25 protein-coding genes are annotated in these 24,057 nt (G+C 45.4%); 18 read left to right on the top strand and 7 right to left on the bottom strand.

The genetic code is table 11. The annotated features are described in order from the left end of the window. Positions 1-3: 3 nt before the first annotated feature. The 4 genes from P8X24_RS05380 (at position 4) to P8X24_RS05365 (ending at position 2,190) form a co-directional block, all read left to right on the top strand. Positions 4-711: an aspartate/glutamate racemase family protein gene (locus tag P8X24_RS05380; protein WP_372914421.1), complete on the top strand. Its 708-nt coding sequence runs from the start codon at positions 4-6 to the stop codon at positions 709-711. A gap of 3 nt (positions 712-714) precedes the next feature. Further along, positions 715-1,239, top strand: a complete 525-nt coding sequence (locus tag P8X24_RS05375; protein WP_372914420.1) for a nitroreductase family protein — start codon at positions 715-717, stop codon at positions 1,237-1,239. Beyond that, positions 1,211-1,504 (top strand): DUF6092 family protein, encoded by a 294-nt coding sequence (locus P8X24_RS05370; RefSeq protein WP_372914419.1) that lies wholly within the window; start codon positions 1,211-1,213, stop codon positions 1,502-1,504. Before P8X24_RS05375 ends, P8X24_RS05370 begins: the two co-directional genes overlap by 29 nt. 212 nt (positions 1,505-1,716) lie before the next feature. Then, complete coding sequence (locus P8X24_RS05365; RefSeq protein ID WP_372914418.1) at positions 1,717-2,190, top strand: hypothetical protein; 474 nt, start codon at positions 1,717-1,719, stop codon at positions 2,188-2,190. Here the strand turns inward: P8X24_RS05365 and gltA are convergent, their stop codons facing one another. After that, entirely contained in the window at positions 2,191-3,615 is a 1,425-nt protein-coding gene (gltA, locus tag P8X24_RS05360) for an NADPH-dependent glutamate synthase (RefSeq protein ID WP_372914417.1), read from the bottom strand. After that, positions 3,616-4,452 (bottom strand): sulfide/dihydroorotate dehydrogenase-like FAD/NAD-binding protein, encoded by an 837-nt coding sequence (locus P8X24_RS05355; protein WP_372914416.1) that lies wholly within the window; start codon positions 4,450-4,452, stop codon positions 3,616-3,618. A gap of 167 nt (positions 4,453-4,619) precedes the next feature. Here P8X24_RS05355 and shyB point away from each other — a divergent pair, with 167 nt between their 5' ends. The 10 genes from shyB to P8X24_RS05305 all read left to right on the top strand — a co-directional run bounded on the left by shyB (position 4,620) and on the right by P8X24_RS05305 (position 15,878). Continuing rightward, a complete protein-coding gene (gene shyB, locus P8X24_RS05350; RefSeq protein ID WP_372914415.1) occupies positions 4,620-5,624 on the top strand; it encodes an NAD(P)-dependent hydrogenase/sulfhydrogenase 2 subunit beta in 1,005 nt (334 codons plus the stop codon). After that, positions 5,621-6,487 carry an NAD(P)-dependent hydrogenase/sulfhydrogenase 2 subunit gamma gene (gene shyC, locus P8X24_RS05345; protein WP_372914414.1) on the top strand — a complete coding sequence of 289 codons (867 nt, stop codon included), beginning with the start codon at positions 5,621-5,623 and terminating at the stop codon, positions 6,485-6,487. The genes shyB and shyC overlap by 4 nt, the downstream gene beginning before the upstream one ends. Then, positions 6,487-7,200, top strand: a complete 714-nt coding sequence (shyD, locus tag P8X24_RS05340) for an NAD(P)-dependent hydrogenase/sulfhydrogenase 2 subunit delta (protein ID WP_372914594.1) — start codon at positions 6,487-6,489, stop codon at positions 7,198-7,200. Before shyC ends, shyD begins: the two co-directional genes overlap by 1 nt. A 2-nt stretch (positions 7,201-7,202) precedes the next feature. Then, complete coding sequence (shyA, locus tag P8X24_RS05335; RefSeq protein ID WP_372914413.1) at positions 7,203-8,441, top strand: NAD(P)-dependent hydrogenase/sulfhydrogenase 2 subunit alpha; 1,239 nt, start codon at positions 7,203-7,205, stop codon at positions 8,439-8,441. Positions 8,442-8,481: 40 nt separating this feature from the next. Next, positions 8,482-9,489 (top strand): ATP-binding protein, encoded by a 1,008-nt coding sequence (locus P8X24_RS05330; protein ID WP_227805307.1) that lies wholly within the window; start codon positions 8,482-8,484, stop codon positions 9,487-9,489. Positions 9,490-9,500: 11 nt separating this feature from the next. After that, the gene (locus P8X24_RS05325) at positions 9,501-10,439 is read left to right on the top strand and encodes a hypothetical protein (protein ID WP_372914412.1); all 939 of its coding nucleotides are present in this window, start codon (positions 9,501-9,503) and stop codon (positions 10,437-10,439) included. 78 nt (positions 10,440-10,517) lie between these two features. Next, on the top strand, positions 10,518-10,742 hold the full coding sequence (locus P8X24_RS05320) for a HypC/HybG/HupF family hydrogenase formation chaperone (RefSeq protein ID WP_068320897.1): 225 nt from the start codon (positions 10,518-10,520) through the stop codon (positions 10,740-10,742). 2 nt (positions 10,743-10,744) lie between these two features. After that, positions 10,745-11,848, top strand: a complete 1,104-nt coding sequence (gene hypD, locus P8X24_RS05315) for a hydrogenase formation protein HypD (protein WP_372914411.1) — start codon at positions 10,745-10,747, stop codon at positions 11,846-11,848. A gap of 90 nt (positions 11,849-11,938) precedes the next feature. Then, positions 11,939-14,260, top strand: coding sequence for a carbamoyltransferase HypF (hypF, locus tag P8X24_RS05310; RefSeq protein ID WP_372914410.1), 2,322 nt, complete (start codon positions 11,939-11,941; stop codon positions 14,258-14,260). A 598-nt stretch (positions 14,261-14,858) separates the two neighbouring features. Beyond that, positions 14,859-15,878: an adenylosuccinate synthetase gene (locus P8X24_RS05305; protein WP_372914409.1), complete on the top strand. Its 1,020-nt coding sequence runs from the start codon at positions 14,859-14,861 to the stop codon at positions 15,876-15,878. Here P8X24_RS05305 and P8X24_RS05300 read toward each other — a convergent pair. The 4 genes from P8X24_RS05300 to P8X24_RS05285 are packed head-to-tail and all read right to left on the bottom strand — an operon-like array spanning position 15,871 to position 18,671. Then, a complete protein-coding gene (locus P8X24_RS05300; RefSeq protein WP_372914408.1) occupies positions 15,871-16,875 on the bottom strand; it encodes an ATP-binding protein in 1,005 nt (334 codons plus the stop codon). The two genes, P8X24_RS05305 and P8X24_RS05300, sit on opposite strands and share 8 nt — an antisense overlap. A gap of 1 nt (position 16,876) precedes the next feature. Continuing rightward, positions 16,877-17,056, bottom strand: a complete 180-nt coding sequence (locus P8X24_RS05295) for a hypothetical protein (RefSeq protein ID WP_068320540.1) — start codon at positions 17,054-17,056, stop codon at positions 16,877-16,879. A gap of 47 nt (positions 17,057-17,103) precedes the next feature. After that, positions 17,104-17,922, bottom strand: coding sequence for a hypothetical protein (locus P8X24_RS05290; protein WP_372914407.1), 819 nt, complete (start codon positions 17,920-17,922; stop codon positions 17,104-17,106). After that, complete coding sequence (locus tag P8X24_RS05285) at positions 17,901-18,671, bottom strand: alpha/beta hydrolase (RefSeq protein WP_372914406.1); 771 nt, start codon at positions 18,669-18,671, stop codon at positions 17,901-17,903. The genes P8X24_RS05290 and P8X24_RS05285 overlap by 22 nt, the downstream gene beginning before the upstream one ends. Before the next feature lie 57 nt (positions 18,672-18,728). On the opposite strand from P8X24_RS05285, the gene P8X24_RS05280 reads away from it, so the two are divergent. From P8X24_RS05280 to P8X24_RS05265, 4 genes are all read left to right on the top strand, one after another. After that, the gene (locus tag P8X24_RS05280; protein ID WP_372914405.1) at positions 18,729-19,487 is read left to right on the top strand and encodes a molybdopterin-binding protein; all 759 of its coding nucleotides are present in this window, start codon (positions 18,729-18,731) and stop codon (positions 19,485-19,487) included. Between the two features lie 2 nt (positions 19,488-19,489). Next, a complete protein-coding gene (locus P8X24_RS05275) occupies positions 19,490-20,320 on the top strand; it encodes a translation initiation factor IF-2B subunit alpha (protein ID WP_372914404.1) in 831 nt (276 codons plus the stop codon). After that, positions 20,317-22,005 carry an endonuclease MutS2 gene (locus P8X24_RS05270; RefSeq protein WP_372914403.1) on the top strand — a complete coding sequence of 563 codons (1,689 nt, stop codon included), beginning with the start codon at positions 20,317-20,319 and terminating at the stop codon, positions 22,003-22,005. Before P8X24_RS05275 ends, P8X24_RS05270 begins: the two co-directional genes overlap by 4 nt. A 75-nt stretch (positions 22,006-22,080) precedes the next feature. Next, positions 22,081-23,373, top strand: coding sequence for a methyl-accepting chemotaxis protein (locus P8X24_RS05265; RefSeq protein ID WP_372914402.1), 1,293 nt, complete (start codon positions 22,081-22,083; stop codon positions 23,371-23,373). Here P8X24_RS05265 and P8X24_RS05260 read toward each other — a convergent pair. Further along, positions 23,366-24,025: a Kae1-associated kinase Bud32 gene (locus P8X24_RS05260; protein WP_372914401.1), complete on the bottom strand. Its 660-nt coding sequence runs from the start codon at positions 24,023-24,025 to the stop codon at positions 23,366-23,368. The two genes, P8X24_RS05265 and P8X24_RS05260, sit on opposite strands and share 8 nt — an antisense overlap. Positions 24,026-24,057: the final 32 nt, after the last annotated feature.

Here is a 24,057-nt window from a genome sequence, read left to right as displayed (position 1 = left end):
GATATGAGGATAAAGGTCATTGTTCCTGTTTCAACCGAACTTTGGAATAAAGGGATAGAAGATGCATACAACAAAGTAAAGGATCCAGATACGGAGATAACAGTTGTTAACTTAACTAGAGGCCCGGAATCTATAGAGCAGTACTATGATATTGCATGGTCAGAGCTCGAAACTTTAAAAGAGGCAGAAAAAGCCGAAGAAGAAGGGTACGATGCAGTTATAATTTATTGCTTTAGCGATCCTGCTTTATTCGCAGCTCGGGAAAAGTTAACAATCCCAGTAGTAGGGCTAAGAGAAAGTGCCCTCCATATTGCATCAATGTTGGGTAGAAAATTCTCAATAGTTGGAGTTGGTTCAAAGAACTCTAGAGGAAAAACCCTCGATGCTGTTAGGATGTACGGACTAGAAAACAAATTAGCATCTATAAGAACAGTCGATTTTACGGTTCTTGATATAGCCAATAGAATAGAGGACATAAAACAGGCTTTGCTAAAAGAAGCAAAGGACGCAATTGAGAATGATGGCGCTGAAGTAATAGTACTAAGTTGTGGAAGTTTAATTGGGCTAGGGAAATGGCTTCAAGACCAGCTAGGTGTTCCGGTAATTGAACCTGGGCTAGTAGCCCTAAAAATTGCAGAAGACCTTGTTAAGCTAGGTCTTTCTCATAGTAAGGTATCATTCCATCCCCCACACGAAAAAAGGAGGGAGTAGTCATTGGAGCTTCTAGATATCATTAAGGGTCGTAGGGCTGTGAGGAGGTTTAAGGATAAGGGGATTCCCAAGGAAGATTTGCTTAAGATTCTTGAGGCTGGAATTTGGGCCCCGAGTGGTAGTAATATTCAGGCTTGGGAGTTCATTTTAGTGACAAATAAGGAGATGATAGGGAAGATAAAACTAGTCTCTCCAGGATTGTTTGGGAATCCAGCAGCCTTAATAATTCTCTGCATTAACAAAAAACGGGCCGAAAGGGGAGGTAGGGAGGGAGAACGGATCGCATTAATGGATATTTCAATGGCAGCTCAAAACATGATGTTAATGGCGTACTCCCTGGGAATTGGCTCTTGTCCAATAGTCTCGTTTAACAAGGTGGCATTAAAAGAACTCCTGGAAATTCCCGAAGATATAGAGCCCGTCTTAATGATAAGTTTTGGGTACCCTGAATTCTGGCCTAAACCACCAAAGAGGAGACCCCTAGAGGAGGTGGTTCACGTTGAAAAGTACGGACAACATATTAAATGATAGCCACTTCAAGCTTTTAGCCTTCTTAATAACGAGCGCTAGAGGTTGTGTTGATGAGCCTCCCCTGTACGGACCCCTAAGATTAATCGATGCAGCTGCAAGGCTAATCGAAATAATGAAAGAAGAGGGAAAAGCAACCCCAGAACTACTAGAACTACAAGAACTAATCGAAGAGAAAAAACACCTAGTAATGTACAACGAAAAAGAATTCATAGAATTCCTCGACACCCTCACAAAAAAACTAGCAAAAATAATCAAAGGGTAGTACAAGGCCTTTCATATTTTTCAAAAATTTTTCCGAGCTTTAAATCCTTTATCTTTTGTTATAGAGCAGAAGGAAACGCAAAGCTAAGATCCCCGATAAAGTTAAAATAGCCCTATTTTATTTCAAATTTGAAAGGAGCACCTATGATGAGTGTCATCCCTGCTGATTCGGGGGTCAATGATGACGTAAAGTCCCCACCTGAGGTGTTCCGAATGGTGTTTAAAATATTTAGGAAAAAGAAAAAAGCTTACGGGCCTCCAGTATATCTAAGCGAGCCTACTATTTTGTATCACACGAAAACTGAGAAAATTATTTTGGAGATAATCAAAGAGAAACTTGGTTCAACAAACGTCATTCTTCCCTCGGACTATGGTATAAGAGATGTAAGTGACAAAATCAGGGAAGTTGATTACGTCGTCGCCGTTGCCGTGTACGGAAAGTTCTCCTCCCTAGTATGCAGGGAGGTTGAGAAGGCGAAGAGGTTTAACAAAAAAATATACACGTTGGATATAGCAAGCAAAAAGGACGATGCAATAACTTATTACTTCGACGAAGGCATTCCTGATCACATAGAGTGGCTTAACCCAGAAGAGACAAGGAAGTTCTTTGATGGTTTCCTAGGGGAAGATTTCATGGGCATGACATTTAGAGGCTTTTTCTTGGGGTACAGAAAAAATAAATGGTAGTCAAGAGCTTGAGCTTAGATACTCGTGTATTGCTTTTGCTGCTTTTCTTCCGTCTCCCATGGCCAAAATAACGGTAGCTTCGCCTCTAATAGCATCACCACCAGCAAAGACCCCAGGAATAGAAGTCATCAAGTTCTCATCAACTACTATTCTGCCCCACTTATCGACCTTGAGCCCAGGGACGCTCTGATAGAATATCTTGTTCGGGGTCTGGCCTATTGCTATTATCGCGGTATCGAACTCCATGATAATTGTCTCACCAGTAGGAATTGGCCTCCTCCTCCCGCTCTCGTCGGGCTCGCCAAGCTTCATCTTCTCAAGCTCTATGGCCTTGAGATTGCCGTTTTCATCTCCAATGAACCTCTTTGGAGATACCAAGAACATGAACTTTACCCCTTCTTCTTCAGCATGCTTTATCTCTTCCTCTCTTGCAGTCATTTCCTTCCTCGTTCTCCTGTAGAGGATCCACACTTCCGCTCCCAATCTAAGGGCTGATCTCGCGGCATCCATGGCGGTGTTTCCTCCGCCTATCACTGCAACCTTCTTTCCTACCTTTATTGGAGTGTCGTATTCAGGGAACTCATAGGCCTTCATTAGGTTGACCCTCGTCAGGAATTCGTTGGCTGAATATATGCCGTTGAGGTTTACTCCAGGCCACGGGAATATTCTTGGTGTTCCTGCACCCGTCCCTATGAATATAGCATCGAACTCCTCCCTTAGCTCTTCAAATGTTATCGTTTTACCAACGAGAACGTTGGTCTCTATCTTAACGCCAAGCTCCTTAAGCTTCGCTAATTCCCTCTCAACTATCTCCTTCGGTAGTCTAAACTCTGGAATTCCGTAAATTAGAACTCCGCCAGGCTTGTGAAGTGCCTCGAATATCGTTACCTCATAACCCATCTTTGCTAGCTCGGCTGCACATGTCAAGCCAGCAGGTCCAGCACCAATAACGGCAACCTTCTTACCGTTTCTCTTTATTTCTCCAACCTGCTCCCTCAAGAGCTCCTCCTCAATTCCGTGTTCTCTTGCGTAATCTGCAACGAATCTTTCGAGTTTTCCTATGTTGATTGGGTCTCCAACTTTTCCAACAACACAGACCCCCTCACACTGCTCCTCCTGAGGACAAACCCTACCAGTAATCGCAGGAAGAGAATTACAAGCCCAGATAATCTTCAACGCTTCCCTAACGGCTTTGTCAGGGTCATCCCTGTACTTTCTAAGGGCTCCAATGAACCCTGGGATGTCTATGTTAACAGGACAACCCTTAATACAGGGAGCATAATCCTTAGGACACTGTAAACACCTTTCTGCTTCCTTCAAAGCCAATTCCCAAGTATAGCCAAGATTAACCTCATAAAAGTCCTTAACCCTCTCCCCAGGAGGCCTCTCAGGAGTAGGAACCCTCTCCTTGATGAGCTTAGGCATTCAAACCATCCCCCTTTCCCTCTTCCACTTTTCAAAGCTTATCAACTCTAAATCACGATAATAGTTGAGCCTCTTCATTAGCTCATCCCAATCAACTAAGTGGGCATCGAACTCGGGCCCATCGACACAAGCAAACTTTATCTCTCCCCCCACCGTAATCCTGCACGCTCCGCACATCCCTGTTCCATCGACCATTATCGGGTTCAAGCTTGCCATAGTCTTTATCCCGTAGGGCTTGGTTAGCTCCGCAACGGCTTTCATCATTATTGCAGGTCCAACTGCATGTACCAGGTCAATCTTCCTACCCTCATCGATTAACTTTTGAAGCGCATGAGTTGTAAAGCCCTTCATTCCATAACTTCCATCGTTTGTCGTGACTATTACTTCATCGCTAACGTCTCTAAGCTTGTCCTCCCAGAAAACTAACTCTTTTGTCCTGAACCCCAGGATCGAGATCACATAGTTGCCCGCTTCCTTCATGGCTCTCGCGACTGGGTATATCTCCGCAACACCAACTCCACCCCCAACCATTACTACCGTTCCGAACTTGTCTATGTGGCTTGGGTTTCCCAAGGGCCCCAGGAGATCCGAGATGTAATCCCCTTCATTGTACGTGCCCAATTCGTGAGTTGTTTTTCCGACCTCTTGGGCAACTATCGTAACTGAACCTTTACTTTTGTCAACGTCGGCAATTGTCAAGGGTATTCTTTCACCTTTCTCATGTAATCTCACGATCACGAACTGCCCTGGTTTCGCGTGTTTAGCCACTCTAGGAGCTTCTATTTCAAAAAGATTAATGCCAGGAGCAAGCCGTTCTTTCCGTAAAATTTTGTACATTTGCATCACCTCACAAATATTTCTGTTTCCAAATTATAATAAAAATTCTTCCATGTATTTTACCATTTGTTTAAAACTTGAGGTTGTCAAAATAGCGTTTTGGAAATCCTTATTATTTTATTATTTTACCAATAGAAAATAAGAAAATACTAAGAGGGTGAATATTTATGAGGTACGTCAAGCTTTCTGCCGAAAACTTTCCCGCGTTTTTTGAATCTCTCAAGCAACTTGGCAAAATATATGGTCCAGTAAAACGTAACTCGACATATGTATTTATGCAGGTTGATGATATTAAAGAGCTCAGCTTAGACTACACGAGAACTATACTCCCCCCAAAGAAGTTCTTCGTGAAACCCAGAGATGAGTTATTCAGGTTAAAAGGGGATAAGTGGGAAGAGATAAAGGATGAAGAAAGATTCGTTCTCTTCGGACTTCACTCATGCGACATTCATGGGCTCAAGATTTTGGACAAAACGTACCTTGGAGATCCTCCAGATCCATACTACAAGTCAAGGAGAGAGAATGCGTTTATAGTAGGGATAAGCTGTATGCCTGATGAATACTGCTTCTGCAAGAGCTTGGGAACGGACTTTGCGATGGATGGCTTCGACCTCTTTCTTCACGAACTACCGGATGGCTGGCTAGTGAGAGTAGGAAGCGTTCGGGGTCACGAGGTAGTGTGGGAGAACCAAGAGTTATTCGAAGAAGTTACGGAGGAGGATCTAAGGCACTTCAAAGAATTTGAAGAGAAGAGAGCCAAAGCGTTCAAGAGGAGTCTAAACAAAGAAGGCCTGGCAGATATCCTTGACTTAGCCTTCAACAGCCAGGTGTGGAAGAAGTACGCTGAGAAGTGCCTGGGCTGTGGAAACTGCACCCTCGTCTGCCCAACGTGCAGATGCTACGAGGTCTGCGACAATTGGATTAGGGCTTATGAGGTCGTGAGAGAGAGGAGATATGATTCGTGCTTTATGCCAACTCACGGCTTGGTAGCTGGAGGCCACAACTTCAGACCCACCCGTTTGGATAGATTTAGGCATCGCTACTACTGCAAGAGTTATTTCGACCCCTCTGCGGGCTTCAACTGTGTTGGTTGTGGAAGGTGTGATGAATTCTGTCCAGCAAGGATAGAACATGTAAAGGTTCTTGAGGAGATTCGGGAGGGATTGTTATGAACCCCTATCAAAGCTACGATGCTAAGATAATTGAGATTAGGGAGCTCACACCAAGGGAAAAACTCTTCACACTCCGCTTTACCGATAGGGAAGTTGAAGAAAACTTTATCTTCAAGCCAGGGCAGTTCGTTATAGTTGACCTGAGGGGTTATGGAGAGTTCCCAATCAGCATCTGCTCACCACCCACAAGGAAGCCGATACAGCTCTGCATAAGGAGGGTTGGAAGGTTAACGAGGTTCATCCACAAGTTTAGTGAAGGAGAATCAATAGGAATTAGAGGACCCTATGGCAACGGCTTCCCTCTTGAAAAGATGGAAGGATCGAACTTAATTCTTGTTGCTGGTGGCCTGGGAATGGCTCCCTTACGTTCCGTGCTGTGGTACGCAATTGATACGGGCAAATTCGAGAAGATATACCTCTTCTACGGGACGAAGAGCTACGAAGATATATTGTTCAGGGATGAGATAATATATCTACTCAAGCATGGGGAAAAGCTTAACTGCCACGTCAAGCTTGCTTACGAAGTTGAGACTCCTTCATGTGTCTACCTTGAGAAGGGGTTCTCGGAGAAAGTGTGCAAAGGAGTAGTTACGGATCTGTTCAGGGGGGAGGAGTTTGATGTTAACAATTCCTATGCACTGATCTGTGGTCCACCAGTTATGTACAAGTTCGTGATAAGGGAACTTCTGAACAGAGGACTATCCCCAGGGAGGATATACATGACGCTTGAGAGGAGGATGAAGTGCGGAGTTGGAAAGTGCGGCCACTGCGTCGTTGGGACGAGCACGAGCTGGAAGTACATCTGCAAGGATGGACCCGTCTTCACCTACTGGGATGCCCTCTCGACGAGGGGGTTGATATGATGAAGTTAGCAGTTTTTGAGCTTACGGATTGCGGGGGTTGTGCCCTCAACTTGCTGTTCCTGTACGATAGGTTATTTGACATCCTTGAGTTCTACGATATAGTTGAGTTTCACATGGCGAGCTCACGCAAAAGTAAGGAGAGGGTTGACGTTGCCCTTGTAACTGGAACGGTTTCAACGCAGAGAGACCTTGAGGTCCTTAGGGAAGCAAGAAACAGGAGTGAATACTTGATAGCCCTAGGAACTTGTGCAACCCACGGTAGCGTTCAAGGGAGCGTTGAAAATGCAAAGGAGGCATTTAGAAGGATATATGGAGACATCAAAGGACCAACGAAAGTTCTTGAACCAAGACCGATAACGGAGTACGTCCCCGTTGACTTCGCCATTCCTGGGTGCCCCTACAATAAGGAGGAGGTATTTCAAGTCCTGATGAACCTGGCGAGAGGAGTTGAGCCTGTTGCAAAGGACTATCCGGTCTGCCTTGAGTGCAAACTCAACGAGTACGAGTGCGTTCTCTTAAAGAAGGGGATTCCATGCCTTGGACCAGTAACGGCTGGAGGGTGTAATGCCCAGTGCCCTGCCTTAGGATTAGGATGCATAGGGTGCAGGGGGCCTTCAATGGACGCAAACATTCCTGGGCTTGTCGAAGTTCTAAAGAAAATCCTGCCAGAGGAGGAAATTGCAAAGAAGCTTAGGACGTTCACGAGGTGGTAGTTATGATAATAGAGCTTGATGAATTCACCAGGGTTGAGGGGATCGGAAAGGCAGAGATAGTTGTTGAGGATGGAACTGTTAAGGAGGCGAGAGTTAAGATACTTGAAGGACCAAGATTCTTCGAAATCCTGACGTTAGGAAGAAGCTACTGGGACGTTCCCGATCTTGAGGCAAGGATATGTGCTATCTGCTACGTAGCTCACTCCGTTGCATCGGTGAGAGCCATAGAAAATGCCCTCAGGATAGATGTTCCACCAACCGTCGAGAAGCTTAGAGAACTTGTTCTATGGGGAGAAATAATAGAGAGCCACGCCCTGCACCTTTACCTCCTAGCGTTGCCGGATATTTTTGGCTATCCAGATGCAATCTCAATGATACCAAAGCATGGGGAGTTAATAAAGGAAGGATTGACAATAAAGGCATTTGGTAACACGATAAGAGAGCTCCTAGGGGGAAGAGAAATTCATGGAATAAACATAAAGCCAGGAGGATTTGGAAGGTATCCAAGAGAAGAAGAACTGGAAGGAATAGCAAAGCATGCAGAGTCACTAGTTAAATTTGCCAGAAGGATAGTTGGAATATTTGCTTCTCAAGAACCAAGAGGGGCTAAAGCTGAAATTCCGATGGTTACCAGTGAATACTTGTGGGGAGATGACCTAATAGTTGGGGAAGACAGAATTCAATATATAGAGCTTGACGAAGTTCCAGTAAACTACAGCTTTGCAAAGCATACCTACTACAAAGGCAAACCTATTTTTGTCGGTGCATTGGCTAGGTTATTATTGAAAGAAAAATACATTCAGGGGGAAGCGGGGAGACTGCTAGATACCTACAAAGACAAAATTGAGAGCAGATACGTAATATACAACAACTTAGCCCAAGCCATAGAGCTTGTCTATGCTTTAGAGAGAGTTGCTGAGCTCAGCAATAAAATAGCAAGTGAGGGAATAGAAAAAGGCATTGTGGAACCGGAAGAAAAAAGCGGGGAAGGGATTGGATATGTTGAAGCTCCCAGAGGAGTTCTAGTCCATCACTATAGAATCGAAGATGGAAAAGTCGTGTGGTCGAACACGATCACACCGACTGCATTTAATCAAGGGATGATGGAGCTTAGCTTACTTGAAGACGCTAAGAAGATGTATGGATCAGTGCCAGAGGAGTCTTTGAAGAAAAAATTGGAGGAGATAGTTAGAGCATTCGACCCATGTATCTCCTGTTCAGTGCACTTCGTTAGACTTTGAGCTTAAATTTTTATATTTTTTGAGCGAACATTTCTTTGGGATGTTCATGTTTTACGACAGGGAGAAAGAGCTGGCTCTCCTCAGAACTTTCGTTGAGAGCGAGCCAAACACAATCTTCTTCATTTACGGCCCGATAAACTCGGGCAAAACAACACTACTAATGGAATTTTCTAGGAGACTTTCCGAGGATTTTGTTCCATTCTATATAAACCTCAGGTGGCATGCTATATCCAGCCCTTCTGATTTCCTTAATATTCTGTTCTCGATACACAGAGGCAAGAAGGACGTTGTTAAAGCAATAGTAGAGGATCTACCTGGGATTATCCACGGAATTCCAGTTCCAAAAGCTCTGCTGAGAGAGGTAATTGGGAACCACGAAAACGCTTTTTCCTATATAATTGAGACTTTGAAAAAGATTAGGAAAAGTGGAAAAATTCCAATTCTAATCTTAGATGAGCTCCAGAAGGTTGAAGACCTCAAAATAAATGGACCACTACTCTATGAACTCTTCAACCTCCTAGTCGGACTTACGAAAGAACTACACCTAGCCCACGTCTTCACAATAACCTCAGATTCTCTCTTCATTGAGAAGGTGTACAGCGAAGCAATGCTCCACGGTAGGGCCGAATTCTTCTTGGTAGATGATTTTGATGAGGATACTGCGAGAGAATTCCTTGAAGAACTTGGATTTAAGGGGGAAGAGATAGAATTAGTCATCAGGCACTTTGGGGGAAAGCCCTCCTATCTCACACTTGCTTCTCTTCACAAGGACAACCTAGAAGAATGGTGCAGGGGAGAACTTGATACAAGAGAGAATTGGATAAAATTTAAGCTGAATGACCTCAAAAGGGAAAACGGGATCATTTACAGGGAAGTTATAAGGATATTAAAAAGCTTTATGGACAGCGAGTTCATCAAGATAGAGGATGTAAGCCCAGGAATAAGATGGTTAGTGAAGCAGAATATTCTCTTCTTAGATCCGAAGAAGGGAATTTTAAGACCTCAGGGAAGGCTTGAGCTCTTGGCTATTAGGAGGATTGTAGGGTAGGGGTGATTGTATTGCCCAAATGGGTGATCCACAGAAAATGGTGTAGGAAGTTGGGTATTTCGGAAGAAGTAGCAGATGGCACCAATGAGCTTATAGATTTTCCTGAAAACTGGATATCAAAAAATATTGAAGCAGATGACCTTGATCTTAATGTCCATATCCGATACCTTCAAGAAATTGGGGTAATAACGGGATTTTCACCTTTGCACCACGACTGGGGGAGAAGAAGAAAGTGGGAACTTGACTTTCTTTTGGACTTAGCCTACGGGGCCTATGGAGAGGATGGAGTTAAATGCGTATTTTTGCATCATGCTCTAGATTACATAGGAACCGTTGGGAAAATCTTTCCAAAATCAGAGATACTCAAACGAATAAAGAACAGACTTTGGAGTCCATATTATAGCAACATGCTTTTAGATGTTTTAGATTTCTTGGATAAGCACTTTAATGAGATCTTGGCAGATATTGAGTCTGGCTTAGGCAATGCTAAACCTCAGAAACGTCAAAATCCAAAGAAAATAACTTCGTCAAAGGTAAGACGTAAATCCCCCAGGGTATTCCCCACCTATAAGCTTGGGAATATCATAATAACATCGAAATTCCTCCAGGAAAATTGGGAGGAGATCCTACAGAAGGGGATAAGATTTGTGTACATGGATTATACAAGTTCAGTATGGTTCTCGGAACAAGATGAAAGAAGTTTTGTCAAATGGTGGATGGATAATATGGCACCAAGATTAGTAAAAATTAAAAACGACATAGCCTTTCTATTGGCTCAAGATAAAACGGTGTGGGAACTCGTATTTTCCCTTGGCTTAGACTCAGAAGTACTTGAGGAATATTTAAGAACAATCTACACCCGTCTTGCAACCTCAAGAAGTCTCCCGCCAGTAGAGGATTGGATAAGGGAGGTAAAATTCTACATCAGAAACTTCTGGAGATTCATTTGAAACTTCCTTTGGATGGGAACCATAGGTTCCAAAAACACCTAAAAGTTCGGCCGGGGAAGGGTAGAATAGGTGGGAAGAATGTGCTTGGCCGTTCCTGGGAAAGTCGTGGAAATTAGGGGTAACGTTGGAATAGTGGATTTTGGGGGCATTAAAAGGGAAGTAAGGTTAGATCTACTCCCAGACATCAAGGTTGGCGATTACGTGATAGTTCACACTGGCTTTGCAATAGAGAAACTCGACGAGGAGAGAGCAAAGGAAATTCTTGAAGCGTGGGAAGAAGTTCTCTCAGCTCTGGAGGGATAGTCATGCTTGAGAAATTCAGGGATAGGCAGATCGCCCAAAGGATAGTCAGAAAGATACATGAGGAAGCTAAAGGTTTTGAGGAACTAAGGTTCATGCATGTCTGTGGAACACATGAGGATACCGTCACAAGGGCAGGCATAAGATCACTACTGCCGGAGAACGTCAAAATAATGAGCGGACCGGGCTGTCCTGTGTGTATAACTCCAGTAGAGGACATAGTAAAAATGATGGAGATTATGAAACAAGCCTATGAAGAGGGTGAGAGGATTATTTTGACGACTTTTGGAGACATGTACAGAATTCCTACACCAAGGGGAAGCTTCGCCGATCTAAAGAGCGAAGGCTACGATGTTAGAGTCGTTTACTCAATTTACGATGCCTACAAAATAGCCAAGGAGAATCCTGATAAGCTAGTAGTTCACTTCTCACCCGGCTTTGAGACAACAACAGCTCCAGCCGCTGGAATGCTTAATGCCGTTGTGGAGGAGGGATTGGAGAACTTTAAGATCTATTCGGTTCACAGGCTAACGCCTCCAGCAGTTGAAGCCTTGGTAAAGGGGGGAACAAGGTTCCATGGGCTAATTGACCCCGGGCACGTCTCCACGATAATTGGCGTTAAGGGATGGGTTCATATAACTGAAAAATATGGAATTCCCCAGGTAGTTGCCGGTTTCGAGCCCGTTGATATGCTACTGGCAATACTCCTACTCATAAAGATGGTTAAGAAGGGAGAGGCAAAGATACTAAACGAGTACACGAGGGCCGTGAAGTGGGAGGGAAACGTCAAGGCCCAAGAGTTAATTGACAAATTCTTCGAGGTTAAGGATGCAAAGTGGAGGGCCCTGGGAATAATTCCAGAGAGCGGACTTGAGCTCAGGAGGGAGTGGAGGGAGTTGGAGATAAGGACTTACTACGATCCGGAAGTTCCGAAGCTTCCTGACTTGGAAAAGGGTTGCCTCTGCGGTGCGATCCTCAGGGGTTTAGCTTTACCTCCCCAGTGCCCGCACTTCGGCAAGACCTGCACCCCGAGGCACCCCATAGGGCCCTGCATGGTTTCCTACGAAGGCACGTGCTCAATATTCTACAAGTACGGAGCCCTGTTCTAAACCCATGGTTGAAAACTCCCCTCCCGTTCCCAACTTTTGGTTTTAGAAACGTATAAAGCTTTTAATTTCGTAAAACATTCGGGGGAGAGGATGAAGGCATACAGGATTCACGTTCAAGGAATAGTTCAGGCTGTAGGATTTAGACCTTTCGTGTACAGGATAGCTCACGCTCACAACTTGAGGGGTTACGTGAGGAATTTGGGAGATGCCGGAGTTGAAATAGTCGTTGAAGGAAGAGAGGAAGATATTGAGGCATTTCTAGAAGATTTATACAAGAAAAAACCTCCCCTAGCTAAGATAGAAAAGGTCATTAGAAAGGAAATCCCAATTCAGGGCTTTGGCAGATTCTACATAGAAAAGAGCTCCACGGAAAAGAAGGGAGAAGGAGATTCAATAATTCCCCCAGATATAGCGATCTGTGAAGACTGCTTAAGAGAGCTGTTTGATCCAAACGATAAGAGGTTCATGTACCCGTTTATAGTCTGCACCAACTGTGGGCCTAGGTTTACCATTATAGAGGATCTCCCTTACGATAGGGAAAACACGGCGATGAGAGAATTTCCCATGTGCGACTTCTGCAGGAGCGAGTATGAAGATCCATTAAACAGAAGGTACCATGCGGAGCCAGTTGCATGTCCGACCTGTGGGCCGAGCTATAGACTCTACACCTCTACCGGAGAGGAGGTAATTGGGGACCCCCTAAGGAGAGCGGCAAAGCTGATAGATAGGGGCTACATAGTAGCGATAAAGGGAATCGGTGGAATTCATCTGGCATGTGACGCTACAAGGGAAGACGTTGTCGCTGAGCTAAGGAAAAGGCTGTTCAGGCCGCAGAAGCCCTTCGCGATAATGGCCAGGGACTTGGAGACGATTAAGACATTCGCCTATGTAACCGAGGAGGAAGAGGAAGAGCTAACGAGCTACAGGAGGCCAATAGTGGCATTGAGGAAGAAGGAGCCGTTCCCACTCCCTGAGAATCTTGCCCCAGGACTCCACACAATTGGAGTCATGCTTCCCTACGCTGGAACCCACTATATACTCTTCCACTGGTCGAAAACTCCTGTTTACGTCATGACATCCGCCAACTTCCCTGGCATGCCGATGATAAAGGACAACGATGAGGCATTTGAAAAGCTTAAGGATGTTGCAGATTATCTCCTCCTACATAACAGGAGAATTCCCAACAGGGCCGATGATAGCGTAGTAAGGTTCGTCGATGGGAAGAGGGCAGTGATTAGAAGATCAAGGGGATTCGTTCCCCTGCCCATTGAGATACCTTTTGAATACAAGGGATTAGCTGTAGGGGCCGAATTAATGAATGCTTTTGGTGTTGTAAAGGGGAATAGGGTCTATCCTAGCCAGTACATAGGGAACACATCGAAGATTGAAGTCCTTGAGTTCATGAGAGAGGCAGTAGCCCACTTCAGGAAAATCCTTAGGGTTTCTGACTTCGATTTAATAATCGCCGACCTGCATCCCTCTTACAACACGACGAAGCTTGCCATGGAGATAGCCGAGGAAACAAACGCAGAGCTACTTCAAGTCCAGCATCACTATGCCCACATAGCCTCAGTCATGGCCGAGCATGGGCTTGAGGAGGTGGTTGGGATAGCCTTAGATGGTGTTGGCTACGGAACCGATGGAAAAACATGGGGCGGAGAAGTTATCTACCTCAGCTACGAAGACGTGGAGAGGCTGGCTCACATAGAGTACTATCCCCTTCCCGGTGGGGATCTCGCGAGCTATTATCCACTGCGGGCTCTAATAGGAATTCTAAGCGAGATGTACGAGCTCGAGGAAGTTAGAAGTACAATTGAAAGGCTCTGCCCGAAGGCCGTTGAAAGCCTAAAATATGGAAGGGTAGAGTTCAATGTAATATTCAACCAGCTCGCAAGGGGGATTAACGTAGCCTACGCCTCCTCAACGGGAAGGGTTCTCGATGCGTTTGCAGTCCTATTGAACGTCGCCTACAGGAGGCACTACGAGGGAGAGCCAGCCATGAAGCTTGAGAGCTTCGCCTTCAAGGGGAAGAACGATTTAGGGCTCAAGGTTCCAGTTGAGGGAGAGGAGATAAAAATAACTGAGCTGTTTAGAGAAGTCCTCGAAGTGATAGACAAAGCAAACCCAGCGGATATTGCCTATTCAGTCCACCTTGCCTTGGCGAGAACCTTTGCGGAACTTGCAGTTGAGAAGGCAAAAGAGTTTGGTGTTAAAGGGATTGCGATGAGCGGAGGAGTTGCGTACAACGAGCTCATAGTCAAGACAGTAAGAAAGTTCGTTGAGGCCCAGGGGCTGAAGTTCTACTCAACCTATGAAGTTCCAAGGGGGGACAACGGAATAAACGTTGGACAGGCATTTCTTGGGGGGCTGTACTTAGAAGGCTACCTCAACAGTGAAGACTTGATGATGTGATGGTCTTTAAGCCTGTTCTTTTGTTGTGTTTATGTATTTTGCAATCGTAAATTTTGTGATTTTGGGTATTTCCGTTCGGCCTGGGCTGGTGACCTCTTGAGAACCTCTTGAGGAGACCGTTCTGGTCAGCCGTAACTTGTGTAAAGTTCGTAAATGTCGTTACGACTGACCTTCCCCACTCCAATCTTCATTGGAGGGCTTTCGGGGGAACGGTGACTCCCCACATCTTCAGGCTTTCGGCAGTCCTCATTCGGGCTTACAAACCCCACATACTGGGGACTGCCACGCCACCAAAACTGCCCGCAAGACCATATAAAAATTAATGCTAAATTTTACACTTTTTACTATCTACGAAACAGCCCAACGTGAACGAGGGTGAAAGCCAACCATACCAGTTGCAAAAATGCACCTAGTATCTGAGTGGGTTTCAAATTTTTCTCTCCTCACACCCACTGCAGGGTGGAAGCCTCGCCCTTCAGGGCGGGGAGGAGGTCAGCAGTAGTAATAGTAATAGAACAAAACAATGAGAAGTTTAAATATTAATGTCAAATCCGCAACTGTTTTAAGGGGGTTATTGACTTAGGGTTGGGTAAGAACCATGCCAAGCATGATAGTTGTTGGTGGACAATGGGGAGATGAAGGGAAAGGTTCAATAATAGCCTACCTCGCCTTGCATGACGAGCCCAAGATAATAGCGAGGGGCGGTGTTGGAACGAACGCTGGACATAGTGTTTTTATAAATGGAAAGAAATATGCTGTAAGACAGCTACCCACCGGATTTATGCAAAGGAAGGCGAGGCTTCTGGTTGGAGCTGGTGTTTTAGTTGATCCTGAAGTTTTCTTCCACGAACTTGAGCACCTCAAAGACTTCAACGTTAAAGAGAGGGTTGGTATTGACTACCGTTGCGCAATAATTGAGGAGAAGCACAAGGAACTCGACAGAACTAATGGCTACCTCCACGGGAAGATAGGAACTACCGGCTCGGGCTGTGGCCCCGCAAATGCCGATAGGGTCATGAGGAAGGCGAAGCTTGCCAAGGACATCAAGGAGCTTGAGCCCTACTTAACGGATGTTGCCGCTGAAGTGAACGATGCCCTAGACGAGGGGGCCTTGGTTTTGGTGGAGGGAACCCAGGGATTTGGCCTGAGCCTCTACTACGGAACCTATCCGTACGTAACGTCCAAGGACGTTTCTGCCTCTTCAATAGCTGCAGATGTGGGAATAGGGCCGACGAGGGTTGATGAAGTTATAGTAGTGTTCAAGAGCTTCCCCACTAGGGTTGGCGCTGGCCCATTCCCAACGGAGATGCCCATGGAGGAAGCCGATAGGCTTGGCTTGGTTGAGTACGGAACCGTTACTGGAAGGAGAAGAAGGGTTGGCTGGTTCGACTTTGAGATGGCCCGCTACTCCGCGAGGATCAATGGTGCAACGATGCTTGCAGTTACCATGCTCGATAAGTACGATAAGGAGGCATTTGGTGTTACGGACTACGACAAGCTCCCCAGGAGAGCCAAGGAGTTCATCGAGGAGATAGAGGAGAAAGTTGGTGTTCCAGTGGGTCTAATAAAGACAGGCCCGGAGCTTGAGCACATAATAGACAGGAGAGACACTATTTGAGGGCCTCCCTTATCGCCAAAAGTTCGAGCCTTCCCTGGGGTCTTATTACTCCTTTTAGCGGATCCAAGAATAAGATGTTTGCTTGGATTAGCCCCCTAATTTCTTCTTCAATGTAGCCTTCAAAAGGAATCTCCTCATCTTCTATGAAATTTTCTAAGACCCCCCTGTATTCTTCTTTCTCTCTTAGTAGGCCCTTAACTCTGTACGTTGAGAGCCTCAATATTGTCTCTAGCCATTCTTTTAGTTTTCTCCTATTATTTACCGCTTCAATGAGCAGAGCAGGCTTTCCTCCGATGTAGCTCCAGACGAGCTCGCTTTCCTCCTTCGTGAATCCATTCTCCCTAAGGAACTCTATCACCGTTTCCTTATCGAAGTCGTCAACTAAGAAGTACCTTGATCTCCCCTGGAGCATCGTCTCATTATAGACTTTTTCGATAAAGAGGCTGTCCGACGTTACCACGAAAACGTGGGAGAGATGAACTTCTTTAGTCAGGTGGATGAAGAAGTTGAAGAGCTCGTATATTAATGGCTCATTAACCCTTAGATCTTTTATCACCTGCAGTTCGTCGAGAATCAAAATTGATATCTTCCCTTTTCTTTTTACACCCTCTAGAACCCTGGCGACGTACTCAAATGCATTTCTTGGCTTTTTGTCTCTCCTTATCCTCTCTAAGATCTCTCCCGGAATGGGTATTCCGAACAATTCTCCCGTCATTGAAATGGCCAGGGAAGCTATATCCTCTGTCTTAATTCTGTCATCAAAGTCTATGGAGAACAAAATCTCGAGGAAGTCATCGTAGCTTGCAACTGGAGATCTTTTGAGGTTTATATAGAAGGGAACATGTTCTCCTTTTACCTTCTTCGTGAATTCTAGCATTAGAGATGTTTTACCAGAGTTTATTGGGCCATAGACGAAGGTTATCAAGTTTGGTTCACTCTTAATTAACCTCCCAAGCTCTTCTAGCTCCTTTTCCCTGTTAAAAAATATAGAAAACACCTCAGTCAAAGTCCCATATAGTTCTTCCCTTGTAGAATAGCATCACGTAGCCACAGTTTTCGCATATAACGATCTTCACCTTATGAGCCGTAAATCCCCACTTGCTGTCAAGCTTTCCTTCCTCGACCCTAAAGCTAGTTCCTCCGCAGAGGGGACATTTTAGATGTCTTCTTTCTTCCACTATAACCACCTCTTTAAGTTTCCCATGGATAGTATAAATAATTTAGCTTAGTATGTTAAAAATTCCATGATCTTCTCTTTTATCGTGTTCTTCTTTAGTTTTGCTATTTCCGTCCGCTCATACTGGCGTTCAAGCCATACAATAAACTTGTATCCCAAATAATAACCCAGGAACTGCTTTCCAAATACTTGGTACCATGAGCCAAAGAATGGATTTAAAGGTTCCCCATTTTCAATTCTCCTTAAGAATTCCTGTTTTATCATTCCTTCATTCCTTTCACACCACTCAAACCACCCCTCCTCTTCTAAGTGCCATGGTCTGCCAGTGAGGATATCTTCAATTCTCTGTGCGAATCCTTCGGTGTAGAGCCACATTATTTGCTCATCCTCTATTTCCTCTATGTTCTCGCCCCTAATTAGCCAGTGAACCAGGTGTCCGAATTCATGGGCTATTAAGCCTTTTACTTTTTCAGCCCAATCGAGATTTGCTATTGCCTCGAGTCCGAAGAGAATCGCTGGCTTGCCTTTAAACTCCGTTACCCATCCAGCACCATTCTCCAATCCAATGTAAATGACGATAATGTAGTCCTCATTTATATCGAACATTGCATGCGCCCTGTGGAGGACTTCCTCTAGGGAAGACATAAGGGCATTGTGGACAGCCCTTAACTTCTCTATCTCTATCTTTTTGATAACGATTTCGAGGTATTCCTTCCAATTAATTTTGTACCTTTCATAGTCCCATGTTATCTTCTCAAATAGTTCAGGATACCTGCTAATGTACCCTAACCACCCCTCCTTCGTCCCGTTCCAGTACTCTAAGAACGTTGTTGGAAATGTATCGATTAACTGCGCTTCTCCAGCCACTCCACTATCACCCTGTGAAATTCTTCTCCCCAGTCCGGATCCTCGAATATCTCGTGATAAGCTCCTTCAAATTCCCTAATCTCCTTATCTTTAACTTTAAGTTCCTCAAACAATCTTTTAGCTCCTTCAGGAGGAGTTATGACGTCTTGGGTTCCTACTAGGAGCAGTATTGGCACTTTGATTTTCTCTGCTTCCCTGTGGGCAAGCTCCATGTTTATGAATATGCTCCTTCCAAGCTTCGCCGTTATCTTGTTGTGAACTAAGGGATCTTCTACGTACCTCCTCACCGCATCTTTGTTCCTTGAGAGTAAGCTTGGGTTGATCCCATTAGAAAACGTAATTCCTGGGGCTACAACACCTAAGAACTTCGCCAACGCAACTAGAAATCCTGGAGTGTTTGGGCTCTCTGTCAGCGCTGGTGAAGAAGCTATAACTCCCCTCACTTTCTCAGGTCTCGTTTCTGCGTACCTTATAACGGTTAGCCCGCCTAAGCTGTGCCCAAATAAGAAAGGCTTTTCCCCGATCTCATCAATAATTCCGTCAATTATCTCCATTGCCTCCTCGACGCTTGTGTGCCCTCTTTTCCCTGAGCTCTTTCCGTGTCCAGGCCAGTCGAAGGTGTAGACCGCAAAGCCCCTATCAACTAGCATCTCAACGAGCTTTGCGTACCTTCCACTGTGCTCTCCCAGGCCATGCACTATCACTACCCATCCTTTTTTGGGCTCTCCAAACTTGGCCTTGAATATCATAGGTTCAGATTCCTCAAAGGATTATAAAGCCCTTACCTAAAATAGGGTGGTGGTGCTATGATAGCTGAGGTTCTCACGATAGGTGATGAGCTTTTAACGGGGAATACCGTCGACAGCAACTCCGCTTATATAGCCCAAAAGCTGACCGAGAGGGGTTACCGGGTTAGGAGGATAACTACGGTTGGCGACGATGTTGAGGAAATAATGAATGTGATAAGGGAGATACTTGAAAGGAAGCCTTCAGTTCTCGTGATCTCTGGGGGTTTGGGGCCAACTCACGATGATGTAACTATGCTCGCCGTTGCAAAGGCCTTAGGTAGGGATCTTGTACTGTGTGAGGATTGCTTGGAGAGGATAAGGCAGTTCTATGAAGAGCTTCACAGGAAGGGGTTAATTGATGATCCAACGCTTAACGAGGCGAGAAAGAAGATGGCCTACCTCCCAGAAGGTGCAACTCCGCTAAAGAACACGGAAGGAGCTGCTCCTGGGGCCTACATAGAATATGGGGGAGTTAAAATTTTCGTTCTCCCCGGGATGCCCAGGGAAATGAAGGCCATGCTCGAGAGGGAAGTCCTCCCCAGGATAGGGGAGAGGAAGTTCGTCCAGAAGAAGTTCCTGGCAGAGATAACCGATGAGAGCAAGCTTGCTCCCATACTGAATGAGGCAATTGAGAGGTTTAAGGTCAAGATTCACTCCTCCCCAAAGGGTTTCGGTAAGTTCATTGGGATAATAATATTCGCCGAGGACGAGGCTAAGGTTAAAGAAGTGGTTGAGTTCATGGAGGGCAAGGGAATAAGGTTCATGGAAGGCTGGTAGCCATGCTTCCGGACAGCGTTCTTTCCATACTCAAGGAGATGAGGGAGGAGAGAATAAGGGGAGCAAGCTGGTTAGCAAAGAGAGGTGCTGAAGCCTTTCTAGTTCTCGCGAGGGAAATGGATGAATCGCTCCTGGAAGATGCAATCAGGGAACTTAAGGAGGAGATCGTGAGGGTAAACCCAAGCATGGCTTCCCTCCATAACCTTGCAAGATTCTTTCCGGTAACCAATGATAGGGAGAAGATAATTGCAAGGGCTGAGGAGTTCCTCAGGAGGATAGAGGAAGCAAAGAGGGAGCTCGCTTCTATAGGAGCCCAGCTCATCGATCCTGGGGATGTGATAATAACCCACTCGCTGTCTTCAGCGGTCCTCGAGATATTCAAGCTGGCAAAAACCCGTGGAAAGGAGTTTAAGGTAATTCTTACCGAGAGTGCCCCTGACTATGAGGGATTGAAGCTCGCTGAAGAGTTGAATTCCCTTGGGATAGATTTTGAGATAATAACTGACTCACAGATGGGCCTGTTCTGCAGGAAGGCTACGCTCGCCCTGGTTGGGGCCGATATGGTAACTAAAGATGGCTATGTTGTTAACAAGGTCGGCACTTATCTTCTGGCTCTAGCCTGCCATGAAAACAATGTTCCATTCTACGTCGCCGCCGAAACTTACAAGTTCCACCCAACTCAAAAAGCCGAAGATGTAGAGCTGGTGGAGAGGCCCCTTAAGAGGGGTAAATTCGAAGTTAGGAACGTTCTCTTTGACATAACCCCTTGGAGGTTCATAAGGGGGATAATAACTGAGCTCGGTATTATAGTTCCGCCGAGGGACTTGCAATGAAGCTCAGGGGAGATGCGAGGGAAATCTACAAGGCGATAAGAAAAATAATCCTTGAGAAAATTAAGCATGAGGAAGCAAAAAAGTTCCTTGACGATTTTGCCCCGACATCTAATAGGGAAGAGATCCTGCGAAGGCAGGAGTACTTGAGGGAAGGAATGGAAAAGGTCAGCGAAGATGTTAGGGGGTACATAGAAAGGATAAGGCCGATAAGGTTTAGGAGGGACTACCTGCACGATAGGATACTCATAGTCAGCGAAGAGGAAGTTGAGGAAGCTGAAAAGCTGAGTCTCTGCATGGTCTCAACGGAGCCAGTTGAAGGTTACGATTTAATTCTAAGTACAACTGGTTACGGCATTGAGGTAGAGTTAAAGCCCTATGATATTGCCCCCGAACTTTACGTAATGCCCCTGTGGGAGAACCGAGATGTTCTCAAGGCTTTAGCTAAGCTGTTCCCTGAAGGTGTGGCTGGAAAGATACTCGAAGCCTTAGAACCACTTAAAGATGTTATGAGGAGGAAAGAGAGCATTGAAAGGATTGGGGAGATAATAACTGAGGAAGAGAGAAAACTAAACGAGGCCATAGAGGAGAAGCTTGAGAGGTTCAAGCTAACGCTGAGCGGTAGGGATCTCGTTGAATTTTTAAAGGCTTTAAAGTCTGGAGACGTTGACTTTCTCCTCTCGAAGTTCTCAAGCCTAAACGATGAGATACTCGAGGAGATAAGGAAAGCTGAGGAGAGAATAAGCGAGAAGTTGGGAGTTTACGTCGAGGTCTTCCCCAGGGAGTACCCCATAGAGGTTAGCCCTGATGTTATTGAGGGAATAAGGAGGGAGCTTGAGAAGGAAGTGAAAGTTGAGCTGTACTTCAAGTCTAGGGAGATAGTTGAGGAAATTCTTCCCCTTCTCCCAAAGTTAAAAGACGAAATTAGGAGGGCTTATGAGCTCGAGTTTTTCCTCGCCGTAAAGGAGTTTTCCCGGGGCTTTGTTTTCCCCAGGATAGAGGGAGGTGGAATAGGGTTCGTTGAGGGGAAAAACTTGTTCATAGAGAACCCACAGCCGGTGAGCTATTTTATAGGCAAGGTCAAAGATCCCTTTAAAGGAATTCAGGAAGCGAATATCGTGGTTTTGACTGGTGCGAACAGCGGTGGTAAGACATCTCTGCTTGAGCTCACCCTTCAGGTAGTTATACTTGCCCACATGGGCTTTCCTGTTCCGGCTAGGGAAGCTTGGGTTGAACCTTTGGATGAGGTCTTCTTTTTCAAAAGGAAGAGGGCAGTTTATGGGGCTGGAGCCTTTGAGAACTCGCTTAAAGCCCTTGTTAGATCACTAAAGGGTAGGGGGAAGAAGTTGATACTAATAGATGAGTTCGAAGCTATAACCGAGCCTGGTGCAGCGGTTAAAATCTTGGCCGAGATGCTGAGGATAGCACATGAAAAGGCCTTCTACGTGGTAATAGTTTCTCACTTGGGGGAAGATCTCAAGAAAGAGCTCCCCTTTGCTAGGGTTGACGGAATAGAGGCAAGTGGCCTTGATGAAAACTTAAATTTGATAGTGGACAGGCAACCGAAGTTCGGAATAATCGGAAGGAGCACCCCCGAGCTTATCGTTGAAAGGCTTGCAAAAAAGAGGAAGGGAGAAGAGAGAAAGATATTACTAAGAGTGCTGAGTAAGTTCAGAAACGAAACCTAATTAAGGCATACATAAATACCTACACAAAATCTACTAATAATTTTTGCACAAATTTTGATAATGGGGTGGTGAGTGATGGTAGTGAGAGTGTCCCTTATTTCTCCCGTTATCCCTTTCATACTAACAATAGTTCCAGCTGCTATGGGTAATCTAGTGGGAGCGACGGTTGGAGGGATAATTGGTACTGGAGTAGCAATATATTTGAACAAGAGAGAAGCAGTACCCGTGGTATCGGGGGATGTCGAAGAGTTAAGAAAGAATCTCGAGAAAAGAATTGATGAAGTGGTTGAGATACTCGAGAGGATAGCTCAAGGAGATCTAAGCGTTGAAGATACGGAGATAAGCGGCGAGTTGACCAGGGTTAGAGAAGCAATAGAAAAGGTAAGGAGTTCACTAAGCCAGCTTGTCTTAAACGTAAAGAACGCCGCCATAGACGTCAAGAACCACACCAAAGTCATCAGAGAGAACATCGATCAAGTTGCAGATGCAATTAACCAGGTCGCGGAGGCCATAAACCAGGTTAGCATTGAGGCACAGAGGGAGCAGGAGAACATAAACAAGATGACTGATACGATGAGGTACATTGACGAGATCGGTAAGGAGACCGCGTCTACAATGGAGGAATTCGAGGCTTCAATGAGAGAGATGGCCAGCCTAGCCAAGGAAGGTGGAGAGAAGGGAAGGGAGGCAGTAACTCAGATAGAGGAGATAAGGAATATGATGGCCAAGATAGAGGAGACTGTAAGGGGAGTTGCAGAGATGGGTAAGAACATCGAGAACATAACCAACGTCATAAGCAACATTGCGGAGCAAACCAACCTACTCGCCCTAAACGCGGCAATTGAGGCTGCAAGAGCTGGAGAGGCCGGAAAGGGATTTGCGGTAGTTGCAGATGAAATTAGAAAGCTTGCCGAGGAAAGCAAGAAGGCCGCTGAAGATATAAGGGACTTGATCAAGCAGATCGTCGACAAGATCGGGGAGAGCGTTGAGGTAACTAAGCAAGGTGCTGAGGTAGTTGGAACTTCAACTGAAGTCATTAGGGAGAGCGTTGCCTACCTAACCCAGATTGCTGATATGATGGAGGAAATGGAAGCTAAAGCTGCGGAACTCAAGGAGAAGGTGATTCAAGAAGGAGAAAAGATTGATGAAGGTCTAAAGTTCCTTGAGAACCTTGCGGCAAGTGCCGAAGAAACTACTGCTGCAGCTGAGCAAGTCAGCGCTGCAGCTGAGGAACAGACCGCAGCACTTAATGAGGTCAGAGAGAGCGTTAAGGAGTTGGAGAGGCTCGTTAATATTCTTATGGAGCACATCGGTAAGTTCAAGTTAAGTCGAGAGCATGAAGAGCAGGTAAAAGAAATAGCTACGTGAGCCAGCTCCTTTCCCTGTACCTTCCTCTGAGTTCTATTTCCCTGATCTTTTCCTCTATTTCTCTCCTCTTCTCCTCCCCCCTGACCTCGGCGTACCCTTCTAGGATGGCCTTGAATCCCTCCTCAAACCACCTGTAGTGCGTGCTCTCCATGGCCCTCTTGAGCAAATGCAGATCAACCCCCTGGGCCTCCAGAGTATCGTCGAACTCTGCGAGGCCGAAGTCTATGAGATAAATCTTTCCTTCCCTCATTATCATGTTTGAAGTAGTGAGGTCGCCGTGAACTATTCCAGCCTCGTGTAGCTTCCCTATCTGTCTTCCAATTTCCCTGCATATTTCAAGCCTTTCTTTAAGTGAAATCTTCTCTAGGAGCTCCTTTAGCCTTTCCCCCTCAATGTACTCCATTACTATTATCATATTTTTCGTGTCCACCTCAAAAACATAGGGAACGTTGACGCCGAACTCCTTGGCCCTATGAAGTATTCTTGCTTCCCTTATAGTCCTCTCCTTCCTCAGCTTGGTGTCTATCTCTTCTATTCTATACCTCTTCCTAATCCTCTCCTTCACAATAACCCTAATTGGGTAATCGAAATAAAGCTCAGAAAACTCCGCGAGGTAAATCTTGGCTTCGGCACCCTGCTTTATGAGCTTCATTCCGATCTCCAAAACCCTTATATTTAACCCCA

It is taken from the genome of Pyrococcus kukulkanii, from assembly GCF_041647995.1.
In the GTDB taxonomy this organism is placed as follows: domain Archaea; phylum Methanobacteriota_B; class Thermococci; order Thermococcales; family Thermococcaceae; genus Pyrococcus.
The sequence above is the reverse complement of the archived record's forward strand: the minus strand, read 5'-3'. Positions and strand labels throughout refer to the sequence as shown.

Bases quoted from the DNA above. Each gene is read 5' to 3' on its own strand.
- P8X24_RS05355 (WP_372914416.1), bottom strand. From the start codon at position 4,452: ATGTACAAAATTTTACGGAAAGAACGGCTTGCTCCTGGCATTAATCTT.
- hypD (WP_372914411.1), top strand. From the start codon at position 10,745: ATGCTTGAGAAATTCAGGGATAGGCAGATCGCCCAAAGGATAGTCAGA.
- gltA (WP_372914417.1), bottom strand. From the start codon at position 3,615: ATGCCTAAGCTCATCAAGGAGAGGGTTCCTACTCCTGAGAGGCCTCCT.
- P8X24_RS05380 (WP_372914421.1), top strand. From the start codon at position 4: ATGAGGATAAAGGTCATTGTTCCTGTTTCAACCGAACTTTGGAATAAA.
- shyC (WP_372914414.1), top strand. From the start codon at position 5,621: ATGAACCCCTATCAAAGCTACGATGCTAAGATAATTGAGATTAGGGAG.
- P8X24_RS05330 (WP_227805307.1), top strand. From the start codon at position 8,482: ATGTTCATGTTTTACGACAGGGAGAAAGAGCTGGCTCTCCTCAGAACT.
- P8X24_RS05305 (WP_372914409.1), top strand. From the start codon at position 14,859: ATGCCAAGCATGATAGTTGTTGGTGGACAATGGGGAGATGAAGGGAAA.
- hypF (WP_372914410.1), top strand. From the start codon at position 11,939: ATGAAGGCATACAGGATTCACGTTCAAGGAATAGTTCAGGCTGTAGGA.
- P8X24_RS05270 (WP_372914403.1), top strand. From the start codon at position 20,317: ATGAAGCTCAGGGGAGATGCGAGGGAAATCTACAAGGCGATAAGAAAA.
- shyD (WP_372914594.1), top strand. From the start codon at position 6,487: ATGAAGTTAGCAGTTTTTGAGCTTACGGATTGCGGGGGTTGTGCCCTC.
- P8X24_RS05275 (WP_372914404.1), top strand. From the start codon at position 19,490: ATGCTTCCGGACAGCGTTCTTTCCATACTCAAGGAGATGAGGGAGGAG.
- shyA (WP_372914413.1), top strand. From the start codon at position 7,203: ATGATAATAGAGCTTGATGAATTCACCAGGGTTGAGGGGATCGGAAAG.
- P8X24_RS05285 (WP_372914406.1), bottom strand. From the start codon at position 18,671: ATGATATTCAAGGCCAAGTTTGGAGAGCCCAAAAAAGGATGGGTAGTG.
- shyB (WP_372914415.1), top strand. From the start codon at position 4,620: ATGAGGTACGTCAAGCTTTCTGCCGAAAACTTTCCCGCGTTTTTTGAA.
- P8X24_RS05260 (WP_372914401.1), bottom strand. From the start codon at position 24,025: ATGAAGCTCATAAAGCAGGGTGCCGAAGCCAAGATTTACCTCGCGGAG.
- P8X24_RS05280 (WP_372914405.1), top strand. From the start codon at position 18,729: ATGATAGCTGAGGTTCTCACGATAGGTGATGAGCTTTTAACGGGGAAT.
- P8X24_RS05320 (WP_068320897.1), top strand. From the start codon at position 10,518: ATGTGCTTGGCCGTTCCTGGGAAAGTCGTGGAAATTAGGGGTAACGTT.
- P8X24_RS05265 (WP_372914402.1), top strand. From the start codon at position 22,081: ATGGTAGTGAGAGTGTCCCTTATTTCTCCCGTTATCCCTTTCATACTA.
- P8X24_RS05365 (WP_372914418.1), top strand. From the start codon at position 1,717: ATGGTGTTTAAAATATTTAGGAAAAAGAAAAAAGCTTACGGGCCTCCA.